15 protein-coding genes and 1 pseudogene are annotated in these 18,212 nt (G+C 73.8%); 9 read left to right on the forward strand and 7 right to left on the reverse strand.

Annotated features, from left to right (window positions below; translation table 11 throughout):
• Positions 1–90: pseudogene (locus CRP51_RS29690) on the forward strand (transglycosylase SLT domain-containing protein); the annotation flags it as partial.
• Between the two features lie 301 nt (positions 91–391).
• On the opposite strand, the gene CRP51_RS21135 reads toward CRP51_RS29690, so the two are convergent.
• Positions 392–1,588: an ROK family transcriptional regulator gene (locus CRP51_RS21135; protein WP_097232877.1), complete on the reverse strand. Its 1,197-nt coding sequence runs from the start codon at positions 1,586–1,588 to the stop codon at positions 392–394.
• Between the two features lie 167 nt (positions 1,589–1,755).
• Between CRP51_RS21135 and CRP51_RS21140 the strand changes: the two genes are divergently transcribed.
• Both CRP51_RS21140 and CRP51_RS21145 read left to right on the forward strand, forming a co-directional pair.
• On the forward strand, positions 1,756–3,138 hold the full coding sequence (locus CRP51_RS21140; protein WP_107500853.1) for an MGH1-like glycoside hydrolase domain-containing protein: 1,383 nt from the start codon (positions 1,756–1,758) through the stop codon (positions 3,136–3,138).
• 96 nt (positions 3,139–3,234) lie between these two features.
• Complete coding sequence (locus CRP51_RS21145; RefSeq protein WP_097232970.1) at positions 3,235–5,172, forward strand: amylo-alpha-1,6-glucosidase; 1,938 nt, start codon at positions 3,235–3,237, stop codon at positions 5,170–5,172.
• Between the two features lie 224 nt (positions 5,173–5,396).
• On the opposite strand, the gene dusB is transcribed toward CRP51_RS21145, so the two are convergent.
• Both dusB and CRP51_RS21155 read right to left on the reverse strand, forming a co-directional pair.
• The gene (dusB, locus tag CRP51_RS21150) at positions 5,397–6,548 is read right to left on the reverse strand and encodes a tRNA dihydrouridine synthase DusB (protein WP_097232878.1); all 1,152 of its coding nucleotides are present in this window, start codon (positions 6,546–6,548) and stop codon (positions 5,397–5,399) included.
• A gap of 170 nt (positions 6,549–6,718) precedes the next feature.
• The gene (locus tag CRP51_RS21155; RefSeq protein WP_097232879.1) at positions 6,719–8,101 is read right to left on the reverse strand and encodes a glycine--tRNA ligase; all 1,383 of its coding nucleotides are present in this window, start codon (positions 8,099–8,101) and stop codon (positions 6,719–6,721) included.
• A gap of 207 nt (positions 8,102–8,308) precedes the next feature.
• Here CRP51_RS21155 and CRP51_RS21160 point away from each other — a divergent pair, with 207 nt between their 5' ends.
• From CRP51_RS21160 to CRP51_RS21175, 4 genes are all read left to right on the forward strand, one after another.
• Positions 8,309–9,448, forward strand: coding sequence for a metal ABC transporter substrate-binding protein (locus CRP51_RS21160; protein ID WP_097232880.1), 1,140 nt, complete (start codon positions 8,309–8,311; stop codon positions 9,446–9,448).
• 130 nt (positions 9,449–9,578) lie between these two features.
• Positions 9,579–10,349, forward strand: a complete 771-nt coding sequence (locus tag CRP51_RS21165; RefSeq protein WP_097232881.1) for a metal ABC transporter ATP-binding protein — start codon at positions 9,579–9,581, stop codon at positions 10,347–10,349.
• Complete coding sequence (locus CRP51_RS21170) at positions 10,349–11,281, forward strand: metal ABC transporter permease (protein WP_097232882.1); 933 nt, start codon at positions 10,349–10,351, stop codon at positions 11,279–11,281. The genes CRP51_RS21165 and CRP51_RS21170 overlap by 1 nt, the downstream gene beginning before the upstream one ends.
• A gap of 258 nt (positions 11,282–11,539) precedes the next feature.
• Positions 11,540–11,962 (forward strand): Fur family transcriptional regulator, encoded by a 423-nt coding sequence (locus CRP51_RS21175; protein ID WP_097232883.1) that lies wholly within the window; start codon positions 11,540–11,542, stop codon positions 11,960–11,962.
• A gap of 89 nt (positions 11,963–12,051) precedes the next feature.
• Here the strand turns inward: CRP51_RS21175 and CRP51_RS21180 are convergent, their stop codons facing one another.
• Positions 12,052–12,906 carry an isoprenyl transferase gene (locus CRP51_RS21180; RefSeq protein ID WP_097232884.1) on the reverse strand — a complete coding sequence of 285 codons (855 nt, stop codon included), beginning with the start codon at positions 12,904–12,906 and terminating at the stop codon, positions 12,052–12,054.
• Between the two features lie 134 nt (positions 12,907–13,040).
• A complete protein-coding gene (gene recO, locus CRP51_RS21185) occupies positions 13,041–13,790 on the reverse strand; it encodes a DNA repair protein RecO (protein WP_170970631.1) in 750 nt (249 codons plus the stop codon).
• A 139-nt stretch (positions 13,791–13,929) separates the two neighbouring features.
• On the opposite strand from recO, the gene CRP51_RS21190 reads away from it, so the two are divergent.
• Both CRP51_RS21190 and CRP51_RS21195 read left to right on the forward strand, forming a co-directional pair.
• Positions 13,930–15,105: a PP2C family protein-serine/threonine phosphatase gene (locus tag CRP51_RS21190; RefSeq protein WP_245880723.1), complete on the forward strand. Its 1,176-nt coding sequence runs from the start codon at positions 13,930–13,932 to the stop codon at positions 15,103–15,105.
• 87 nt (positions 15,106–15,192) lie between these two features.
• On the forward strand, positions 15,193–16,140 hold the full coding sequence (locus CRP51_RS21195) for a hypothetical protein (RefSeq protein ID WP_141514639.1): 948 nt from the start codon (positions 15,193–15,195) through the stop codon (positions 16,138–16,140).
• Between the two features lie 173 nt (positions 16,141–16,313).
• On the opposite strand, the gene CRP51_RS21200 is transcribed toward CRP51_RS21195, so the two are convergent.
• Both CRP51_RS21200 and CRP51_RS21205 read right to left on the reverse strand, forming a co-directional pair.
• A complete protein-coding gene (locus tag CRP51_RS21200) occupies positions 16,314–16,922 on the reverse strand; it encodes a response regulator (RefSeq protein ID WP_097232972.1) in 609 nt (202 codons plus the stop codon).
• A gap of 71 nt (positions 16,923–16,993) precedes the next feature.
• Positions 16,994–18,205, reverse strand: coding sequence for a sensor histidine kinase (locus CRP51_RS21205; protein WP_245880724.1), 1,212 nt, complete (start codon positions 18,203–18,205; stop codon positions 16,994–16,996).
• Positions 18,206–18,212 lie beyond the last annotated feature (7 nt).

The raw sequence follows: 18,212 nt of genomic DNA on the forward strand, positions 1-18,212 counted from the left end.
ATCTACGACCCCGTCGCCAACATCACCGCCGCCGCCAACTACGCCGCCGACCGCTACGGCTCCATGGACAACGTCGACAGCGCCTACTGACACACACGAACGACCGTCCCAGCCCGCCGCCGCTGAGGGTTGAGAGGTGGCGGCGGGCCACGACGTTCCCGGCGACCCGAGCGGGTCGCGGGGAGGGTGTCTGCCCTGACAGCGGGAGGTTACCCCGGATCTCGCTCATCTGAGCGTTTCGGCGATCAGACGTGGCGGGAGTCACGCCGGTCTCGCCGCCGGGGCGACCACCGCCCAGGGCGGCGAGGCCCGTGGTCGGCCAACTCCCGTCGCGGACGCACCGCGCGGCTCCGCGTACCCCAGGGCCGCCCACCGGGGCAGCGCCGGTCGGTCAGGGCATCTCGCTCAGGCGGCGGTCCGCGCGGTCGGGGGCGTAAAGGGACTCGACGACCATCGCCGCCGCGCCGGTCAGGCCGGCGCGTTCGCCGAGGCGGGACGTGACGACCTGGAGGTACGCCGTCGTCCTGGGCATCGCCCGCTGGTAGAGCGACTCCCGCACACCGGTGAGGAACGGCGGGCCCGCCAGGTCGCCGGCGATCACGAGGACGCCGGGGTTGAGCAGCGTGACCACCGTCGCCAGGACGCCGCCGACCAGCCGCCCGGCGTCGCGCGCCAGGCGCACCGCGTCCGGCTGGCCGACGGTGAGTTGCTCGCGCACGCCGGAGCCGGAGGCGGTGGGGACGCCGGCCGCCGTGAGCTGTTCCGCGAGGGCGCGCCCGCTGGCCACGGCGGCGAGGCAGCCGTAGGAGCCGCAGCGGCAGAGCGCGTCGGGGTGGTCGCCCAGCCGGATGTGGCCGATGTCGCCGGCGGCGCCGTCGAAGCCCCGGTACATCTCGCCGTCGACCACCATCCCGGCCCCGATGCCGGTGGAGACCTTGAGCAACAGAAACGCCGAGCAGTCGGGGTAGCCCTCGCGCTGCTCGGCGTACGCCATGAGGTTGGCGTCGTTCTCCACCAGCACGGGTATCCCGGCCGCGCCCGCACCGACCTGGGCGGTGAACGCGCGGCGCATGGTCTCCACGATCGGGTGACGGTCCCAGCCGGGCATCATCGGCGGCTGCACCACCTGCCCCAGCCGCGCGTCCACCGGGCCGGGAACGGACAGGCCGATGCCGCAGACGGCGTCGAGCGGGACGTCCGCCTTCTCCAGGAGCAACGCGAACCACTGGGCGAGCCGTTCGATGACCTCGTCCGGGCCCTGGTTGATCAGCAGCGCGCCCGAGTACTCGGCGAGCACGGTGCCGCCGAGGTCGAGCAGGGCCGCGCGGGCGTGACGGGTCTCCAGGTCGGCGCAGAGGACGACGGCGTGCTGGGTGTCGAACCGCAGCCGCACGGCGGGGCGTCCCCCGGTGGGGGCCTCCACGGGGTCGCCCGCGCTCTCCCGGACCCAGCCGGCGCGGAAGAGCTGGTCGAGGCGTCCGCCGACGGTCGATCGGGAGAGCCCGGTGACGCGTTGCAGCTCTCCCCGCGTGGTCGCGCGGCCGGTACGGATCAGCCGCAGAAGGTGACCCGCGCTCGACTGGTTCATGCCCGCTGCCTTCCCCTGGGGCGGATCTCTCACCCCCGGAAGCTTGTGAAGTAGATATTACAGCGGTACTTTTGCGTGTTAAGTAGACGTAACCCTACGGTACCTTCGACATAACACCGCGTGCCGTCGTGCCCCGGACGCCGGCGCCACCGTCCCTCGGAGATCACGTGGATCGCGCTGACCAGTCCACCAGCCCGCACACAACCGCATACAACGGAGCGCGCCGCGTACTCACGGGGAACTGGGTCGGCGCCTCCACCGTTCCCTCGCGTTCCCTCTATCCGCACCAGTGGAGTTGGGACTCCGCGTTCGTCGCGATCGGGCTGCGGCACCTGTGGCCGCTGCGCGCGCAGCGGGAGTTGGAGACGCTGCTGGCGGCGCAGTGGGACGACGGGCGGGTGCCGCACATCGTCTTCAACCCCTCGGTGCCGCTGGCCGCGTACTTCCCGAGCCCGGACTTCTGGCGCTCCTCGTCGGCCGGCGCCGCGTGCGGCGCGCCGCGCGGCACCGAGACCTCGGGGCTGGTGCAGCCGCCGGTGCACGCGCTGGCCGCGTGGCTGGTGCACCGGGCGGACCCGGCGTCGTCGCGGCAGCGAGGCTTTCTGCGGCGGGTGTATCCGAGGCTGGTCGCCTGGCAGCGCTATCTGACCGGCGCCCGCGACCTGGGGGGCCACGGGCTGGCGTCGATCGTGCACCCCTGGGAGTCGGGGATGGACAACAGCCCGTGCTGGGACCCGCCGTTGTCGCGGATCGAGCCGGTCGGCAGCGACACGTTCCACCGCGCCGACCTGGACCACAGCCGGGCCGACGACCGGCCGACCGACCTGGACTACGGCCGTTACGTGCGGCTCGCGGAGAACTACCGGGACCACGGCTACCGGGACCACGACTGCGGGCATCCGTTCGCCGTCGAGGACCCGGGGGTCAACGCGCTGCTGGTGCTCTCCGAGTACGCGTTGGCCGAGATCGCGGGGGCGTTGGGGCGTGACCCGGCCGATCACCTGGTCCGCGTCGAGGAGTTGACCAACGCGCTGGTGAAGCGGCTGTGGGACGAGGAGTCCGGCCTCTTCCTGCCGTTCGACGTGATCGCGGGCGAGACCGTGCGGGAGCACAGCGCGGCGGGGCTGATTCCGCTGGTGCTGCCGGGTCTGCCGGAGCGCACGGCGCGCGCGCTGGTGCGCACGGCGCGCGGGCCGCGCTTCGGCCTGGGCGACACGACCCGGATGGTGCCGAGCTACGACCTGACCGGCCACGCCCACGACCCGTCCCGCTACTGGCGCGGACCCGCCTGGTTCAACGTCAACTGGCTGGTGGAGCGCGGTCTGCGGCGCCAGGGCGAGTTGTCGCTGGCCAACGGGCTGCGCGCCGAGCTGATCCACCTGGCGGCGCGTTCCCACTACGCCGAGTACGTCGACCCGGTCTCGGGCGAGGCGCGCGGCACGCGCGACTTCAGCTGGACGGCGGCCGTCACCATCGACCTGCTGACCGGCGGCCCCTCAGCCGCCGCGCTGCCGGCGGAGGGGCGAAGGATCGCCGTCGCCGTGGACTGACCCGCCGCTCGCGGGGCAGGCCGTTGTCACGGGTGCCAACGCCCGCCCCCTCCCGTCATGCGCTTGAGGACCTCAAGGACCAAAGGAGTCGCGGTGATCCCGACGCACCACTGCCTGCTCGTCCGGGACGGCACGTTCGCAGCCGTGGGCGAGGGGGGTGACATCACCGGCGAGCGCGGCGTCAGTCCCGACGGCCTCTTCGCGCGGGACGCCCGCCACCTCAGCCGCTGGCAGCTCACCGTGGACGGAGTGGCGCCGACGGTGCTGGTGGCGACGCCGACCGGGCCGACCGGGGAGACGCCGGCGCGGGCGAGCGCCGTGCTCACCCAGCCGGCCGGCCGCTCGGACGTGCCCGGCATCACGCTCTTCCGGGAACAGACCGTGGCGCAGGGCGAGTTGGTCGACGAGATCCGGGTCGAGGGGAACGGCGCGCGGCCGGTCTCCGTGCTGCTGGCGCTCACCGTGGACGCCGACTTCGCCGACCAGTTCGAGCTGCGCGACGACCACCGCTGGTACCAGAAGCCGCACGCGGTGCGGACCAGGAAGAGCCGGCCGGACGGCGTCGAGTTCGGCTATCTGCGGCAGCAGTGGCACTCGCGCACGGTCGTGACGGCCGACCCGGCGCCCGACGCCGTCGAGGAGACCGGCAGCGGCGCGCGCCGGCTGTGCTGGCGGATCGAGCTGCCGCCGCGCGGCGGCACCACGCTGCGGCTGACGGTGACCGCCTACCCGCACGGCGTGCCGGTGCCGCTGACCGCGCCGCCGCCCGTGCCGGCGGCGCCGGAGCCGGTGGCGTACGGCGGCGGCGAGTTGGGGCGCGCCTGCGCGCAGGGCGCGGCCGACCTGGAGGCGCTGCGGATGCCGGCCCTCGGCCCCGACGCCGAGCAGCTGCGGGTGCCGGCGGCGGGGGTGCCGTGGTTTCTGACGCTGCTGGGGCGGCACGCGTTGATCACCTCGCTGCTGGCCCTGGACACCCACCCCGACCTGGGCCGCGACACCCTGCTCGCGCTGGCGGCGACGCAGGCGGCGGACGCGGAGCCGGAACGCATCGCACAGCCAGGGAAGATCGTGCACGAGGTGCGCAACGGGGAGCTGGCGTACTTCGGGCAGGTGCCCTACGGCCGGTACTACGGCTCGGTGGACGCCACCCCGCTCTTCCTGCTGCTGCTGGGCGCGCACGCGGAGCGGACGGGGGACGACAAGCTGGCGCACCGTCTGGAGCGCCGGGCGCGCGCGGCGGTCTCCTGGATGTTCGACCACGCGGGCCTGGGCGACCACGGCTATCTGCGGTACCGGGCCGACGAGGGCGGGCTGGCCAACCAGAGTTGGAAGGACTCCCCCGACGCCATCTGCTTCCCCGACGGCAGCCCGGCGCGCGGCACCATCGTGGCGGCGGCCCCGCAGGGGTACGCCTACGCGGCGCTGGTCCGCACCGCGGAACTGGCCCGTGACGTCTGGGGCGACGCGGCGTGGGCGACACGCCTGGCGGAGGCCGCCGAGGCGCTGCGGGCACGATTCCTGCGCGACTTCTGGCTGCCCGACGAGCGGTTCCCCGCGCTGGCCCTGGACGGCGAGGGCCGCCGGGTGGGGACGCTCGGCTCGGACGCGGGCCATCTGCTGTGGACGGGCGTGCTGGAGGGCGAGCGGGCCGACGCGGTCGCCGAACGGCTGCTGGCCCCCGAGTTCTTCTCCGGCTGGGGCATCCGCACGGTGGCCGCCGGCCAGGACGCGTACCACCCGCTCGCCTACCACCGTGGCGCGGTCTGGCCGCACGACAGCGCGATCGCCGCGCTGGGCCTGGCCCGCGCCGGCCACCACGAGCGCGCCGCCACGCTGACCGACGGGCTGCTGGCGCTGGCCGCCGCGCACGGCTACCGGATGCCGGAGGTGATCACCGGCTACGGCCGCGAGGCCCACCCCGTTCCGGTGCCCTATCCGCACGCCTGCTCCCCCCAGTCATGGGCGGCGGCGGTCCCGTTGGCACTCAGGCACTGCCGCGCGGCCCTGCCGGGGGCGACGGCAGCAGGTGGCTGACGTCCGCCCCCGCGACCGGACAGGGGCGCTCTCACGCCGACAACCCACCCAGCCACCAAGCTCCGTAGTCGACCAACCCCCGCCACCCAGCATTCGCGCAGTTCCCCGCGCCCCCAAACCGCCCACCGGCGTCACAGGGGCGCGGGGAACTGCGCGAGCAACCACACAGCGGGCTCACGCCGACAACCCACCCCGACCGGCAAGGTCGGTAGTCGCTGCCGTTACTACCCTCCCGACGTGGCCAACTCCGCGTCCGCCGCGACCGCGGCGTCCGCGTGGGGGTCGTCGAGCCAGCCGTCGGGGAGGGTGACCCGGTTGCGGCCTGAGGTGCGGCCCCGGGGGCCGTCCGCGCCGACCGGCCAGGGCTGGTCGAGGTCCAACTGGTCCAGCAGCGACGCCAGTTCGTCGAGCGAACCGGCGACGGCCAGCGCCCGACGCAGGTCGGAGCCGACCGTGAAGCCCTTGGTGTACCAGGCGACATGCTTGCGGAAGTCGATCACGCCGCGCGCCTCGTCCTCCTGCCACTCCCCCAACAGCCGCGCGTGCCGCAACATCACCGCCGCCACCTCGCGCAACGACGGCCGCGCGTACACCGGTTCCCCACCGGAGGGGCCCCCGCCGGAGGCGAACGCCGAGACCAGGTCGGCGAAGAGCCAGGGCCGGCCCAGGCAGCCCCGGCCGACCACGACGCCGTCGCAGCCGGTCTCCCGCACCATCCGCGCGGCGTCGTCCGCCGACCAGATGTCGCCGTTGCCCAGCACCGGGATCTCCGGCACGGCCTCCTTCAGTCGGGCGATCGCCGACCAGTCGGCCTCGCCGCCGTAGTGCTGGGCGGCGGTGCGGCCGTGCAGCGCGACGGCGGTGACGCCCTCGTCGACCGCGATGCGGCCGGCGTCGAGGTAGGTCAGATGATCGTCGTCGATGCCCTTGCGCATCTTGATGGTGACCGGCAGCCCGCCCGCGTTGCCGACGGCCGCGCGCAGGATCGCGCGCAGCAGCGGCCGCTTGTAGGGCAGCGCGGAGCCGCCGCCTTTGCGGGTCACCTTGGGAACAGGGCAGCCGAAGTTGAGGTCGACGTGGTCGGCCAGGTCCTCGTCGGCGATCATGCGCACGGCGCGGCCGACGGTCTCCGGGTCGACACCGTAGAGCTGGAGGGAACGCGGCTTCTCGGCGGCGTCGAAGTGCACCAGCCGCATGGTCTTCGCGTTCCGCTCCACCAGCGCCCTGGTGGTGATCATCTCGCTGACGAAGAGCCCGCGCCCGCCGGAGAACTCGCGGCAGAGGGTGCGGAACGGCGCGTTGGTGATCCCCGCCATGGGCGCCAGCACCACGGGCGGGTCCACCGTGTGCGGGCCGATCTGCAACGGCTGGGACATCGGGCGTTCCTCACGTTCCTCACTGCGGCGGCGTCGGGCCGCCTCCCGGCGGGCGGCCCTCCCATTGTGCGGCCCCGCGCGCCGAACGGCCGACGGCCGGGTCCCCGCAAGGGTCCCGGCCGTCGGCCCCGGTGCGTTCCCGGTGTGGTCCCGGTGCGTTCCGGTGCTGGTCAGCAGCCGATCAGGCGGGCGCCGAGGTAGCTCTCCACCTGGTCGAGCGAGACCCGCTCCTGCTTCATGGTGTCCCGCTCGCGGACGGTCACCGCGTTGTCCTCCAGGGTGTCGAAGTCGATGGTCACGCAGAACGGCGTGCCGATCTCGTCCTGGCGGCGGTAGCGGCGGCCGATGGCGCCGGCGTCGTCGAACTCGATGTTCCAGTGGCGGCGCAGCGCCGTCGCCAGCTCCTTGGCCTTCGGCGAGAGCTGCGGGTTGCGGGAGAGCGGCAGCACCGCGACCTTGACCGGGGCCAGGCGCGGGTCGAAGCGCATGACCACGCGCTTCTCCATCTTGCCCTTGGCGTTGGGCGCCTCGTCCTCCCAGTAGGCGTCGAGCATGAAGGCCAGCATGGTCCGCCCCACGCCCGCCGCCGGCTCGATCACGTAGGGGATCCAGCGCTCGCCGGCCTCCTGGTCGAAGTAGCTGAGGTCCTGGCCGGAGGCCTTGCCGTGGGCGCCGAGGTCGTAGTCGGTGCGGTTGGCCACGCCCTCCAGCTCACCCCACTCGGAGCCGCCGAACCGGAAGCGGTACTCGATGTCCGCGGTGCGCTTCGAGTAGTGCGACAGCTTCTCCTTGGGGTGCTCGAACCACCGCATGTTCTCCTCGGCGAGGCCGAGGTCGCGGTACCAGTTCCAGCGCTGCTCCATCCAGTAGACGTGCCACTGCTCGTCCTCGCCCGGCTTGACGAAGAACTCCATCTCCATCTGCTCGAACTCGCGGGTGCGGAAGATGAAGTTGCCCGGGGTGATCTCGTTCCGGAACGACTTGCCCATCTGCGCGATGCCGAACGGCGGCTTGCGGCGCGAGGTCTGCTGCACGGCCGCGAAGTTGGTGAAGATGCCCTGCGCCGTCTCCGGCCTGAGGTAGGCGATGGAGGCCGAGTCCTGGGCGGGGCCGAGGTGGGTGGCCAGCAGCCCGGAGAACTGCTTGGGCTCGGTGAAGGCGCCCTTGTTCCCGCAGTTGGGGCAGTTCACGTCGGCCAGGCCCTGCGCCGGCGGGTGCCCGTGCTTGGCCTCGTACGCCTCCTCCAGGTGGTCGGCCCGGAAGCGCTTGTGGCAGGAGGTGCACTCGGTGAGCGGGTCGGTGAAGGTGGCCACGTGGCCGGACGCCTCCCAGACCTCCGTCGCCAGGATGACCGAGGAGTCGATCCCCACCACGTCGTCACGCGAGGTCACCATGGCCCGCCACCACTGGCGCTTGATGTTCTCCTTCAACTCCACGCCCAACGGGCCGTAGTCCCAGGCGGCGCGCTGTCCGCCGTAGATCTCACTGCTGGGGTAGACAAAGCCACGGCGCTTGCTGAGGCTGACGATAGTGTCGATCTTGTCGGCGGCCACGGTGCTCTCTTCAGGACGAGGGGAGACAGGGAATCGCCTCAGGTTACCGGCGTCTCCCAGGGCGTCGGCAAATCGGTTGGCGGGTATCGGCCCACGGGGTGCGTTACCGGTGGATAGAGGGCCGTGACCGGGAGTTCCCGTTCGCCTCAAGATCTCTTTCGTTCACCCACTTGACCCATTTGACAATCGTTTCCACCGAACTTGAAAATGGCTGTCATGACCGGACGACGTCGCTCCCGCAGCCGAATAGCCATCGCCGCTCTCGCCGCCTCCAGCCTGATCGGGCTGAGCGGCTGCGGCCTCTACGACGACGAGAGCGACGGCGGCGGGGGCGGGTCCTCCGACGGCACGCTGGACGTCGTGGCGTCGTTCTACCCCATGACCTATCTCGCCGAGCGGATCGGCGGGGAGCACGTCTCGGTCAGCACCCTCACCGGCCCCGGGGTCGAGCCCCACGACCTGGACATCAGCCCGCGCCAGACGGCCGCCGTCGCCGACGCCGACCTGATCGTCTACCTCAAGGGCCTCCAGCCGGCCGTGGACGAGACCGTGGAGCAGTCGGCCACCGGCGAGGTCGCCGAGGCGACCGGCTTCACCTCCCTGGAGAGCCACGGGACCGAGGAGGAGGACGGGCACGACCACGGCGAGGACGAGGGCCACGACCACGACCACGAGCACGAGGGCGAGTCGCCCGAGGAGCACGCGGAGCACGCCGACGAGGGCCACGACCACGGGGACGAGGGCCACGCCGAGGAGGAGCACGCCGAGGAGGAGCACGACCACGGCGAGGACGGGCACGGGCACGACCACAGCCACGACATCGACGGCATGGACCCGCACATCTGGCTCGACCCGACGAAGTACGCCCAGGTCGCCCAGGGCGTGGGCGCCTCGCTGGCCAACGCCGACCCGGACCACATGGCCGACTACGAGCGCAACACCGCCGAGCTGGTCGAGGAACTGACCGCACTGGACCAGGAGTTCACCGAGGGCCTCGCCGAGGTCGAGGGCGGGACGTTCATCACCACCCACTCGGCGTTCGGGTACCTGGCCGCCCGCTACGGGCTGCACGAGGAGTCGATCACCGGCCTCGACCCGGAGGCCGAGCCCAGCGGGGCGCGGATGCGGGAGCTGCGGGAGGTCGCCGAGGCCGACGGGGTGACCACGGTCTTCTTCGAGACGCTGGTCAGCGACGACACGGCGCGCACCCTCGCCGACGACCTGGGCCTGGAGACCGCGGTGCTCGACCCGCTGGAGGGAATCACCGAGGACTCCCCGGGCGCTGACTACCCCGAGGTCATGCGGGCCAACCTGGAGGCGCTGCGGCAGGCCCTCGGCGCCGCCTGACCCGGCACGCCGCGGGGTCGCCGAGGTCGGGGCGGGCCCGCATCGTGAGAAGCGGGGGCGGCGGGGCGCCGGGAGGCGGACCGCCGCCGGGACGGCACGAGGAAACGGCACGAGAAAGCGGAGGCGACCCATGGAGCGCGAGGCCGAGCCCGTCATAGGGCTGGACGAGGTGTCCGCCGAGCTGGGCGGACGCCCCGTGCTGCGCGGCGTCAGCCTCACCGTCGGGCGCGGCGAGGTGGTGGCGCTGCTCGGCGCCAACGGTTCCGGCAAGTCCACCGCCGTGCGGGCCGTCGTCGGCCAGGTGCCGGTCACGGAGGGCCGGCTGACGCTCTTCGGCACGCCCGTGCGGCGCTTCTCCGACTGGTCGCGGGTCGGCTACGTTCCGCAGCGTTCCACGGCCGCCGGCGGGGTGCCGGCGACCGTGCGGGAGGTCGTGGCCGCCGGGCGCCTGGCGCGGCGCCGGCTGCGCCCGATGCGGCGGGCCGACCGGGAGGCGATCGACCTGGCCATCGAACGGGTCGGGCTCGCCGAACGCGCGGGGGAGCCGGTGGACGCCCTCTCCGGCGGGCAGCACCAGCGGGTGCTGATCGCCAGGGCGCTGACGGTAGAGCCCGAGCTGCTGGTGATGGACGAGCCGCTGGCCGGCGTCGACCTCGACAGCCAGCGGGTGCTGGCCGAGACCCTGCGTTCCCAGGTGGAGGGCGGGGCCTCCGTGCTGCTGGTGCTGCACGAGCTGGGACCGTTGGCGCCGCTGATCGACCGGGCCGTGGTGCTGGGGCACGGGCGGGTCGAGCGAACCGTCGACAGCCCCTCGCGGCTGCCGGAGGACAGCCACCCCTGCCATCCGGCCGACGCGCTGGAGCCCTCGGCCGAACCGTCCCTCCAGACCGGGATCCTGTGATGACCACCACGCTCGCCGGCTCCGGCGTCCTCGAACTGCTCGACTACCCGTTCATGCAGCGGGCGCTGCTCTCCGCCGTGCTGATCGGCCTGGCGGCGCCGGCCGTCGGGATCTACCTGGTGCAGCGCCGGCAGGCGCTGATGGGCGACGGCATCGGCCACGTGGCGCTGACCGGCGTGGCCCTCGGCTTCCTGCTCAACGCCAGCCCGGTGTGGATGGCGGTCGCGGTCTCGGCGGTGGGCGCCGTCGCGATGGAGCTGCTGCGCGCCTCGGGGCGGGCGAGGGGCGACGTGGCGCTGGCGATGCTCTTCTACGGCGGCATGGCCGGCGGCGTGATGATCGTGAACCTGGCGCCCGGCGGCTCGACGGCCAACCTCACCTCCTACCTGTGGGGGTCGGTCACCACGGTCTCGCCCGCCGACATCACCGCGATCATGGTGCTCTCGGCGCTGGTGCTGCTGGTCACGCTGGGTTTGCGGCGGCAGCTCTTCGCGGTCTGCCAGGACGAGGAGTTCGCCCGGGTCACCGGGCTGCCCGTGCGGGCGCTGAACCTGCTGCTGGCGGTCACGGCGGCGGCGACCGTCACGGTGGCGATGCGGGTGGTGGGGCTGCTGCTGGTCAGCGCGCTGATGGTGATCCCGGTGGTGGCGGCGCAGCAGCTCACGCGGGGCTTCGCGGCGACGCTGGCGCTGGCCGTGGGGTTCGGCGTGACGGTCTCGGTGGCGGGCACGACGACGTCCTACTACGCGGATGTGCCGCCGGGCGCGACGATCGTACTGCTGGCGATCGGGGTGTTCGCGCTGGTGTCGCTGCTGGCGCTGCCGCTGGCCCGCCGCAGGGCGCCTGCCGGCGGAACGCCTGCCGGCGGGGCGGGGGCGACCACCCACCCGGCCGGTACCGAGGCGTCGTCGGCCGCCGCCCACCGCCCGTGAAGGGGCGCGGGGAACTGCGCGAGCAACCCACCACCCGGGCGAGGACGACCACCCACCCAGGCCGGCAAGGCCGGTAGTCGGCCGCCGCCCACCGCCCGTGAAGGGGCGCGGGGAACTGCGCGAGCAACCCACCACCCGGGCGAGGACGACCACCCGCCCAGGCCGGCAAGGCCGGTAGTCGGTCGCGGCCCGGGAAAGCCGTGGAAGGGGCTACCCTGGGCCGGCAGGGGATGCTAAGCACATGGCAGGGAGGTACCCGTGGGGACGGCAGAACCGCCGGTTCGCGGACGTTCGACCAGGCAGCGCGCGGCCGTGGCGGCCGCCCTGGCCGACGTCGACGAGTTCCGCAGCGCGCAGGAGCTGCACGACATGCTCAAGCACCGGGGGGACTCCGTCGGGCTGACCACGGTCTACCGCACGCTCCAGTCGCTCGCCGAGGCCGGCGAGGTCGACGTGCTGCGCACCAACGACGGCGAGGCCGTCTACCGCAGGTGCAGCACCGGGGACCATCACCACCACCTGGTCTGCCGCTCCTGCGGCAAGGCGGTCGAGGTCGAGGGCCCGGCCGTGGAGCGCTGGGCCGACACGATCGCCGAGGAGCACGGCTTCGTGGACGTCGACCACACCGTGGAGGTCTTCGGCACCTGCGGCGACTGCGCGCGGAACGCCGGCCGCGTCTGAGGCCCGTCCGGCGCCGACCGGCGCCGACCGCGGCCGTCCCCCGTTCAGCGACCAGCGACCAGCGTGCGGCGTTCAGCCACCGGATCCGTTCAACGAACGGACGACCCGCCGCCCTCCATCTCGCCCTCCATCTCGCGCGCGATCTCGTTGGGGATGGCCCCGCCGAAGCGGCGGTCGCGGGAGGCGTACTCCAGGCAGGCCCTCCACAGGTCGCGGCGGTCGAAGTCCGGCCACAGCACGTCCTGGTAGACCATCTCGGCGTAGGCGCTCTGCCAGATCAGGTAGTTGGAGATCCGCTGCTCGCCCGACGGGCGCAGGAAGAGGTCCACGTCGGGCATGTCCGCGTGGTACAGGTAGCGGGCTATCGTCTTCTCGTTGATCCGCTCGGGGCTCAGCCGCCCCTCCCGCACGTCGCGCGCGAGCCGCGTCGTCGCGTCGACGATCTCCGCCCGGCCGCCGTAGTTGACGCACATGTAGAGCGTCATGGCGTCGTTGTCGCGCGTGACGTCCTCGGCGTGCTTGAGCTGGTTGATCACGGACTTCCAGAGCTTGGGCTCGCGGCCGGCCCACCGGACCCGCACGCCCAGCTCGTTGAGCTGCACGGTGCGCCGGGCGATCACATCCCGGTTGAACTCCATCAGAAAGCGCACCTCGTCGGGCGAACGCTTCCAGTTCTCGGTCGAGAAGGCGTAGAGCGACAGGTTCTTGACGCCCAGCTCCAGACAGCCGGCGACCACGTCGAGCACCACGCTCTCGCCGATCTTGTGCCCCTCGGTGCGCGGCAGCCCGCGCTCCTTGGCCCAGCGGCCGTTGCCGTCCATCACGATCGCCACGTGCTGGGGGACCAGATCGGACGGCAACCGCGGCGGGCGGGCCCCGCTCGGGTGGGGGTCGGGGGCGCGATAGTCGCGACGCTGCCGGGACAGTATTCCGCGGCGGCTCATGGGGCACTCCAGTGGTCGGACGGTCCTGCCGCGAGCGTATCCCCTCCGCGCCGCACGACCGAACCGGACGAACGGTCGGGCCCCGGAGGCCCGTTGTCCCTTCGGCTGGGCCTCCGCGCCCCGCCCGCGCCCCGTCAGCCCTTCTGGACGAAGCGCAGCGAACGCAGCCCGCGCTCCAGGTGCCAGTGCAGATAGGCGGAGACCAGCCCGCTGCCCTCCCTGACGTGGCGCCGCTCGGCCGCGTCCGCCGTCGCCCAGTCCCCGGTGAGCAGCGCGCCGAGCAGCAGCAGCGCCTCCGGCGAGGGCACCACGCTGCCCGGCACCCGGCAGTCCACGCATATCGCGCCACCCGCCGCCACCGAGAAGAAACGGTTGGGCCCCGGCAGCCCGCAGCGCGCGCAGTCGACGAAGCTCGGCGCGTAGCCGCCGACCGCCAGCGAGCGCAGCAGAAACGCGTCCAGCACCAGGCTCGGCGCGTGCTGCCCCGCCGCCAGCGTCCGCAGCCCGCCGACCAGCAGCAGATACTGCTGGACGTTGGCCTCGCCCTCGTGGTCGGTGAACCGTTCCGCCGTCTCCAGCATCGCGGTCCCCGCCGTGTAGCGGTCGTAGTCGGAGACGATGGAACGGCCGTACGGCGCGATCGACTCGGTCTGGGTGCACAGCGGCAGGCCACGCCCCACGAGGGTGCTGCCCCGCGAGAAGAACTGCACGTCGACGTGGCTGAACGGCTCCAGCCGCGCGCCGAACTTCGACTTGGTCCTGCGGACCCCGCGCGCGACCGCCCGGACCCGCCCGTTGCCCCGGGTGAGCAGGGTGATGATCCGGTCTGCCTCGCCCAGCTTCTGGGTGCGCAGCACGATGCCGTCGTCGCGGAACAGGCTCATGCCGCCCATTGTCGCCCGGCCCGGCCGTCGGTCGGCCGGCCGGGACCCGGCTTCCCGCCGTCGCGCGCCCCGCCACGACGGCCCTCGTTCAGCGGAGCGCGCCCGCGCGTACCGCGCGCTCCTGGGGGATGGTGAGAGGGTGAGCCCTCTCGCCCTGCCGCGCCGGCGGCGCAACGAGCGGGAGACGCCGTCCGACGTTCCCGCGCTGGACCCGCCGATCACGGTGGGGCGCTGGGACGTGTCCTGGACGCTGCCGGCGGCGCTGCTGCTGCTGATCGTGGTGGCGGACTGGCGGGCGCCGGAGCACATGCGGATCGTCACCTGGATCGGCCTGGTGCCGGCGTTCGCCGCCGGGATGTGCGGCGTGTGGACGACGGCCGTGTTCGCCGTGGTGTGTCTGGGGACGGTGATCGGGCTCGAACAGTCGCTTGACCACCGCTACCCGATGGGCGGCAGCGAGTTTCTGCTGGTGGTGACGGCCTGCGTGCTCTCGGTCCTCGCCTCGGCGCTGCGGCTGCGCGCCAACCGCCAGGTGCGGCGGCTGGAGGACGCGGCGCAGGCGACCCGGCTGGCGGTGCTGCGGCCGATCCCGCCGAGAATCGGCGGGGTGCGGACGGCCAACGTCTATCTGGCGGCGGAGCGCGCGGCCAAGGTCGGCGGGGACTTCTTCGACGTGCAGCCGACGCCGTTCGGGCCGCGCGTGCTCCTCGGCGACGTGCAGGGCAAGGGCACCAGCGCGGTGGACGCGGCGGCGGCGCTGCTGAGCGCGTTCCGCGAGGCGGCCTACTACGAGGCCGACCTGGCGGTGGTGGCGGAACGGCTGGAGCACCGCGTCCGGCGGCAGAACCAGTATGTGTCGCTGCTCGGGGAGGCCGGCGAACGGTTCGCCACGGCCGTGCTGGTCGGGCTGCCCGCCGAGGACACCGGCTGGCTGGAGATCGTCAACTTCGGCCACGAGGCGCCCTATGTGATCACCGACGAGCGGGTGTGGGCACTTCCCGAGGGGGAGGGCGCGCCGCTCGGCCTGACCGAGCTGACGGGGCGGCTGCCACCGGTGCGGCGGGTGGGGTTCCCGGCGGAGGCCACGCTGCTGCTGTACACGGACGGCGTCAGCGAGGCCAGGGACCGGAGCGGGGCGTTCCTGCCGCTCGCCGAGGAGTTGGAGCGCGCCTCGGACACCTCGCCACGCGGGGTGGTGGACCTGGTGGAGAACGCGGTGCTCCGCCACACCCGGGGCCGGCTCACCGACGACACCGCCGTCCTGGCGGTGTGCCGCGACCCCGACCCGCCGCCGGGCGGGCTCGCGCTGGACTGAACCGGCCGACTCCCGGACAGGGCCCGCCGTGGCGGGGGGACTACCCGGGGTGATGGTGCGGTGGGTGGTCCGGCTACTCTCCTGCCCATGTCAGCTGTGGGAGGCCGCGGGAGCGGTCCGAGACCCGGTCGCCGACGCGGCGCCGTGCCGGCGCTCGCGGTCGCTTGCGCCGTCGCCGTGGTGGGGGCCGCCGGATGCACGCTCACCGAACGGGCCGGGCCCGGCGGCGACGTGCTGAACGCGCTGGACGAGGTGCGCTACGAGTCGCCGCCCCCGACCGGACTCACCTATGTGGACGCGACCAGGGCCAACGAGCTGCGTACCGAGGACGCCGACCGGTTCGCCTTCGTCGCCGGGCTCGGCACCCCGCTGCTCAACCTCAGGGACCTGCCGGCCGAACGCTACGGGCTGGTGCCCGAGGACGCCGAGACCACGGTGACGGTGGACTTCGGGGCGCCGTTCGGGCACTGGGACGGCGCCTTCGACGCGGCGGCGATCGTCGGCGAGCTGGAGGCCGACGGCTTCACCGAGCGGGAGACGGACGCGGGCACCGTCTGGATCAACCACGACCGCGGGCTGGGGCTGATGGTCGAGGAGGACCGCATCCGCTGGGGCGACGAGCAGCTGGACCCGGCACGTACCGAGTCCTCGGGCGAGCCGCTCGCGGCGCGGGACACCTACCGCGACCTCGCGGCCTGCCTGGGCGACGTCTACCGCGCGGACTTCGTGCAGGCGAGCGAGGGCGCGGCCGTCCCCGTCTACGCCGTCGGCCACCGCGCCGAGGCGGCGGACGAGACGTCGACGGTGCTGTGCGCGGTGACGGAGGACGACGCGACGGAGGAGGCGGCGCTGGAACGGCTGCGGGAGGAGGTCGAACGGGCGACGACGCGGTACGCGGGCGCGGAGGTGTCCGCGCTGGACGGGGAGGGCGGCTCGGCCGGCGTCCGGGTCACGGTCCCCGACCGGCCCGAGCAGCGTCCCGGCCGCCTTCTCGCCGGCGACACGGACCTGACGGACGCGCTGCGCGAGCTGTGACCTGGCGGTCGGCCCTCCCGGGACGCGACCGGCACCCGACGTCCGCGTGACCGGTGCGGCAGCGGGGCCGACCACCCCGCCACCCACGCACCGCGCCGTCCACCGGGCCGAGGACGACAACCCACCTGGACCGGACAGGACCGTGGTCGACCCCGCCCACGCCGCACCTGCGGCTATCGCGCCGGCGTGACGAGCCCGGACTCGTACGCCGCGATGACCAGCTGCGCGCGGTCACGCGCGCCCAACTTGCCCATCACGCGGCTGACATGCGTCTTCGCCGTCAGCGGCGACATCCGCAGCGACGCCCCGATCTCCGCGTTGTTCTGGCCCCGGCCGACCAGGACGAGCACCTGGCGTTCGCGGTCCGTGAGGCGGGCGAGCGCCGCCGCCGTCGGTGCCGGCGCGTCGGGCGCGCGCAGGGCGCGGGCGATGAGCCGGGCCGTCGGGCCCGGCGACAGCAGCGCCTCCCCGCCCGCCACCGTGCGGATCGCCGCGAGCAGGTCGGCCGGCCGCGTGTCCTTGACCAGGAACCCGGACGCCCCGGCGCGCAGCGCCGCCAGCACGTGGTCGTCCGTGTCGTAGGTGGTCAGCACCAACACCCGCAGTCCGGCGAGCCGTTCGTCGGCGGCGATCCGCCGTGTCGCCTCGATGCCGTCGAGGTCGGGCATCCGGATGTCCATCACCACCACGTCGGCCGGGGTGGCGCGGGCCAGTTCGACGGCGGCGCGTCCCGTGCCGGCCTCGCCGACCACCGTCATCCCGGGTGTCGCCGAGACCAGCATCGCGAAGGCCGACCGCACCAACTGCTGGTCGTCGGCGAGGATCACCCGGATCCCGGGTACGCCGTCCGTGGTCACGGCACGTTTCCCTTCAGGGGCAGTTCGGCGGTGACCTCGAAGCCGGGGCCGCCGTGGGCGCGTGGCCCGGCGTCCAGTGTGCCGCCGACGCCCCGGGCGCGTTCCCGCATCCCGGTCAGGCCCAACCCGGGGCCGTCCGGCGGGCGTTCCGGTCCCCCGGCGCGCGGCCCCTCGTCGACGACGGTCACCCGCAGGGTGTCCCCGTCCCGCCGCACCGCGACGGCGACCCGGGTTCCCGGCCCGGCGTGCCGGACCGCGTTGGTGAGGGCCTCCTGGACGACGCGGTAGGCGGCGGCCCCGACCAGCCCCGGCACCGCCCCGAGGTCGGGCGCCACGGTCGAGTCGACGACCGCGCCCGCCTCCTCCGCGATCCGCACCAGGTCGGGAATGGCGTCGATCCCGGGCGGCGGCCCACCGGGCTCCGGCTCGTCGCCGCGCAACCCGCGCAGGGTGGAGCGGAGTTCGGCGCGGGCGTCACGGCAGACGTCGGCGATGCCTTCCAACGTGCCGGTGACGGCCGGCAGGTCGGCCCTCGCCGGTTCCACGGTGAGCAGGTGGGCGGCGACCGAGGCGCGGACCCCGATGACGGTGACGCTGTGCGCCAGCAGGTCGTGCAGGTCGCGCGCGATCCGCAGCCGTTCCTCCGCGACCCGGCGCGCGGCCTCCTCCTCACGGGTGCGTTCGGCGCGCTCGGCCCGTTCCCTGGCGGCGGCGAGCAGTCGGTGGTGCAGCCGCGCCGCCTCCCCCACCGCGAGCACGCACAGCAGCCAGCCGGAGATCCGCAGCAGCTTCAGCGCCGAGCCGCCGCCGTTGCCCTGCCAGACGACCAGCACCGCCACCAGCACCCCGCCCGCCAGCACGAGGGTCCGCCACCGGGGGCCTGCGGCGGCCGCCGTGTAGGCGCCGACGGCGGTGGCGGCGAACGGGGCGGCGTGCTGGTAGTCCAGCCGGTGGTAGACGGCCGCGAAGGCGAGCGACAGCACCAGCGTGCCCAGCGGGGCGCGCCGCCGCCACGCCAGGGGCGCGACGACGGCGCCCAGCAGCGCCAGCGCGAGTCCGTCCGTCGCCCGCCCGTCGTGCGGCAGCAGCACGGCGATCGCGCCGCAGACCGCGGCCAGGGCGCCGGCGAGCAGGGCGTCGGCCCGGAACTCTCCGAGCCGCGCGGGAAGTTCGGCAAGTCGCCGGACGGCCGACACCACGGAGGTCATCCGGCCA

This window comes from Streptomyces zhaozhouensis (assembly GCF_900230195.1).
GTDB classification, from domain to species: Bacteria; Actinomycetota; Actinomycetes; order Streptomycetales; family Streptomycetaceae; genus Streptomyces; species Streptomyces zhaozhouensis.

Bases quoted from the DNA above. Each gene is read 5' to 3' on its own strand.
- CRP51_RS21135 (WP_097232877.1), bottom strand. From the start codon at position 1,588: ATGAACCAGTCGAGCGCGGGTCACCTTCTGCGGCTGATCCGTACCGGC.
- dusB (WP_097232878.1), bottom strand. From the start codon at position 6,548: ATGTCCCAGCCGTTGCAGATCGGCCCGCACACGGTGGACCCGCCCGTG.
- CRP51_RS21160 (WP_097232880.1), top strand. From the start codon at position 8,309: ATGGCTGTCATGACCGGACGACGTCGCTCCCGCAGCCGAATAGCCATC.
- CRP51_RS21165 (WP_097232881.1), top strand. From the start codon at position 9,579: ATGGAGCGCGAGGCCGAGCCCGTCATAGGGCTGGACGAGGTGTCCGCC.
- CRP51_RS21170 (WP_097232882.1), top strand. From the start codon at position 10,349: ATGACCACCACGCTCGCCGGCTCCGGCGTCCTCGAACTGCTCGACTAC.
- CRP51_RS21180 (WP_097232884.1), bottom strand. From the start codon at position 12,906: ATGAGCCGCCGCGGAATACTGTCCCGGCAGCGTCGCGACTATCGCGCC.
- recO (WP_170970631.1), bottom strand. From the start codon at position 13,790: ATGAGCCTGTTCCGCGACGACGGCATCGTGCTGCGCACCCAGAAGCTG.
- CRP51_RS21195 (WP_141514639.1), top strand. From the start codon at position 15,193: ATGTCAGCTGTGGGAGGCCGCGGGAGCGGTCCGAGACCCGGTCGCCGA.
- CRP51_RS21200 (WP_097232972.1), bottom strand. From the start codon at position 16,922: ATGCTGGTCTCGGCGACACCCGGGATGACGGTGGTCGGCGAGGCCGGC.
- CRP51_RS21205 (WP_245880724.1), bottom strand. From the start codon at position 18,205: ATGACCTCCGTGGTGTCGGCCGTCCGGCGACTTGCCGAACTTCCCGCG.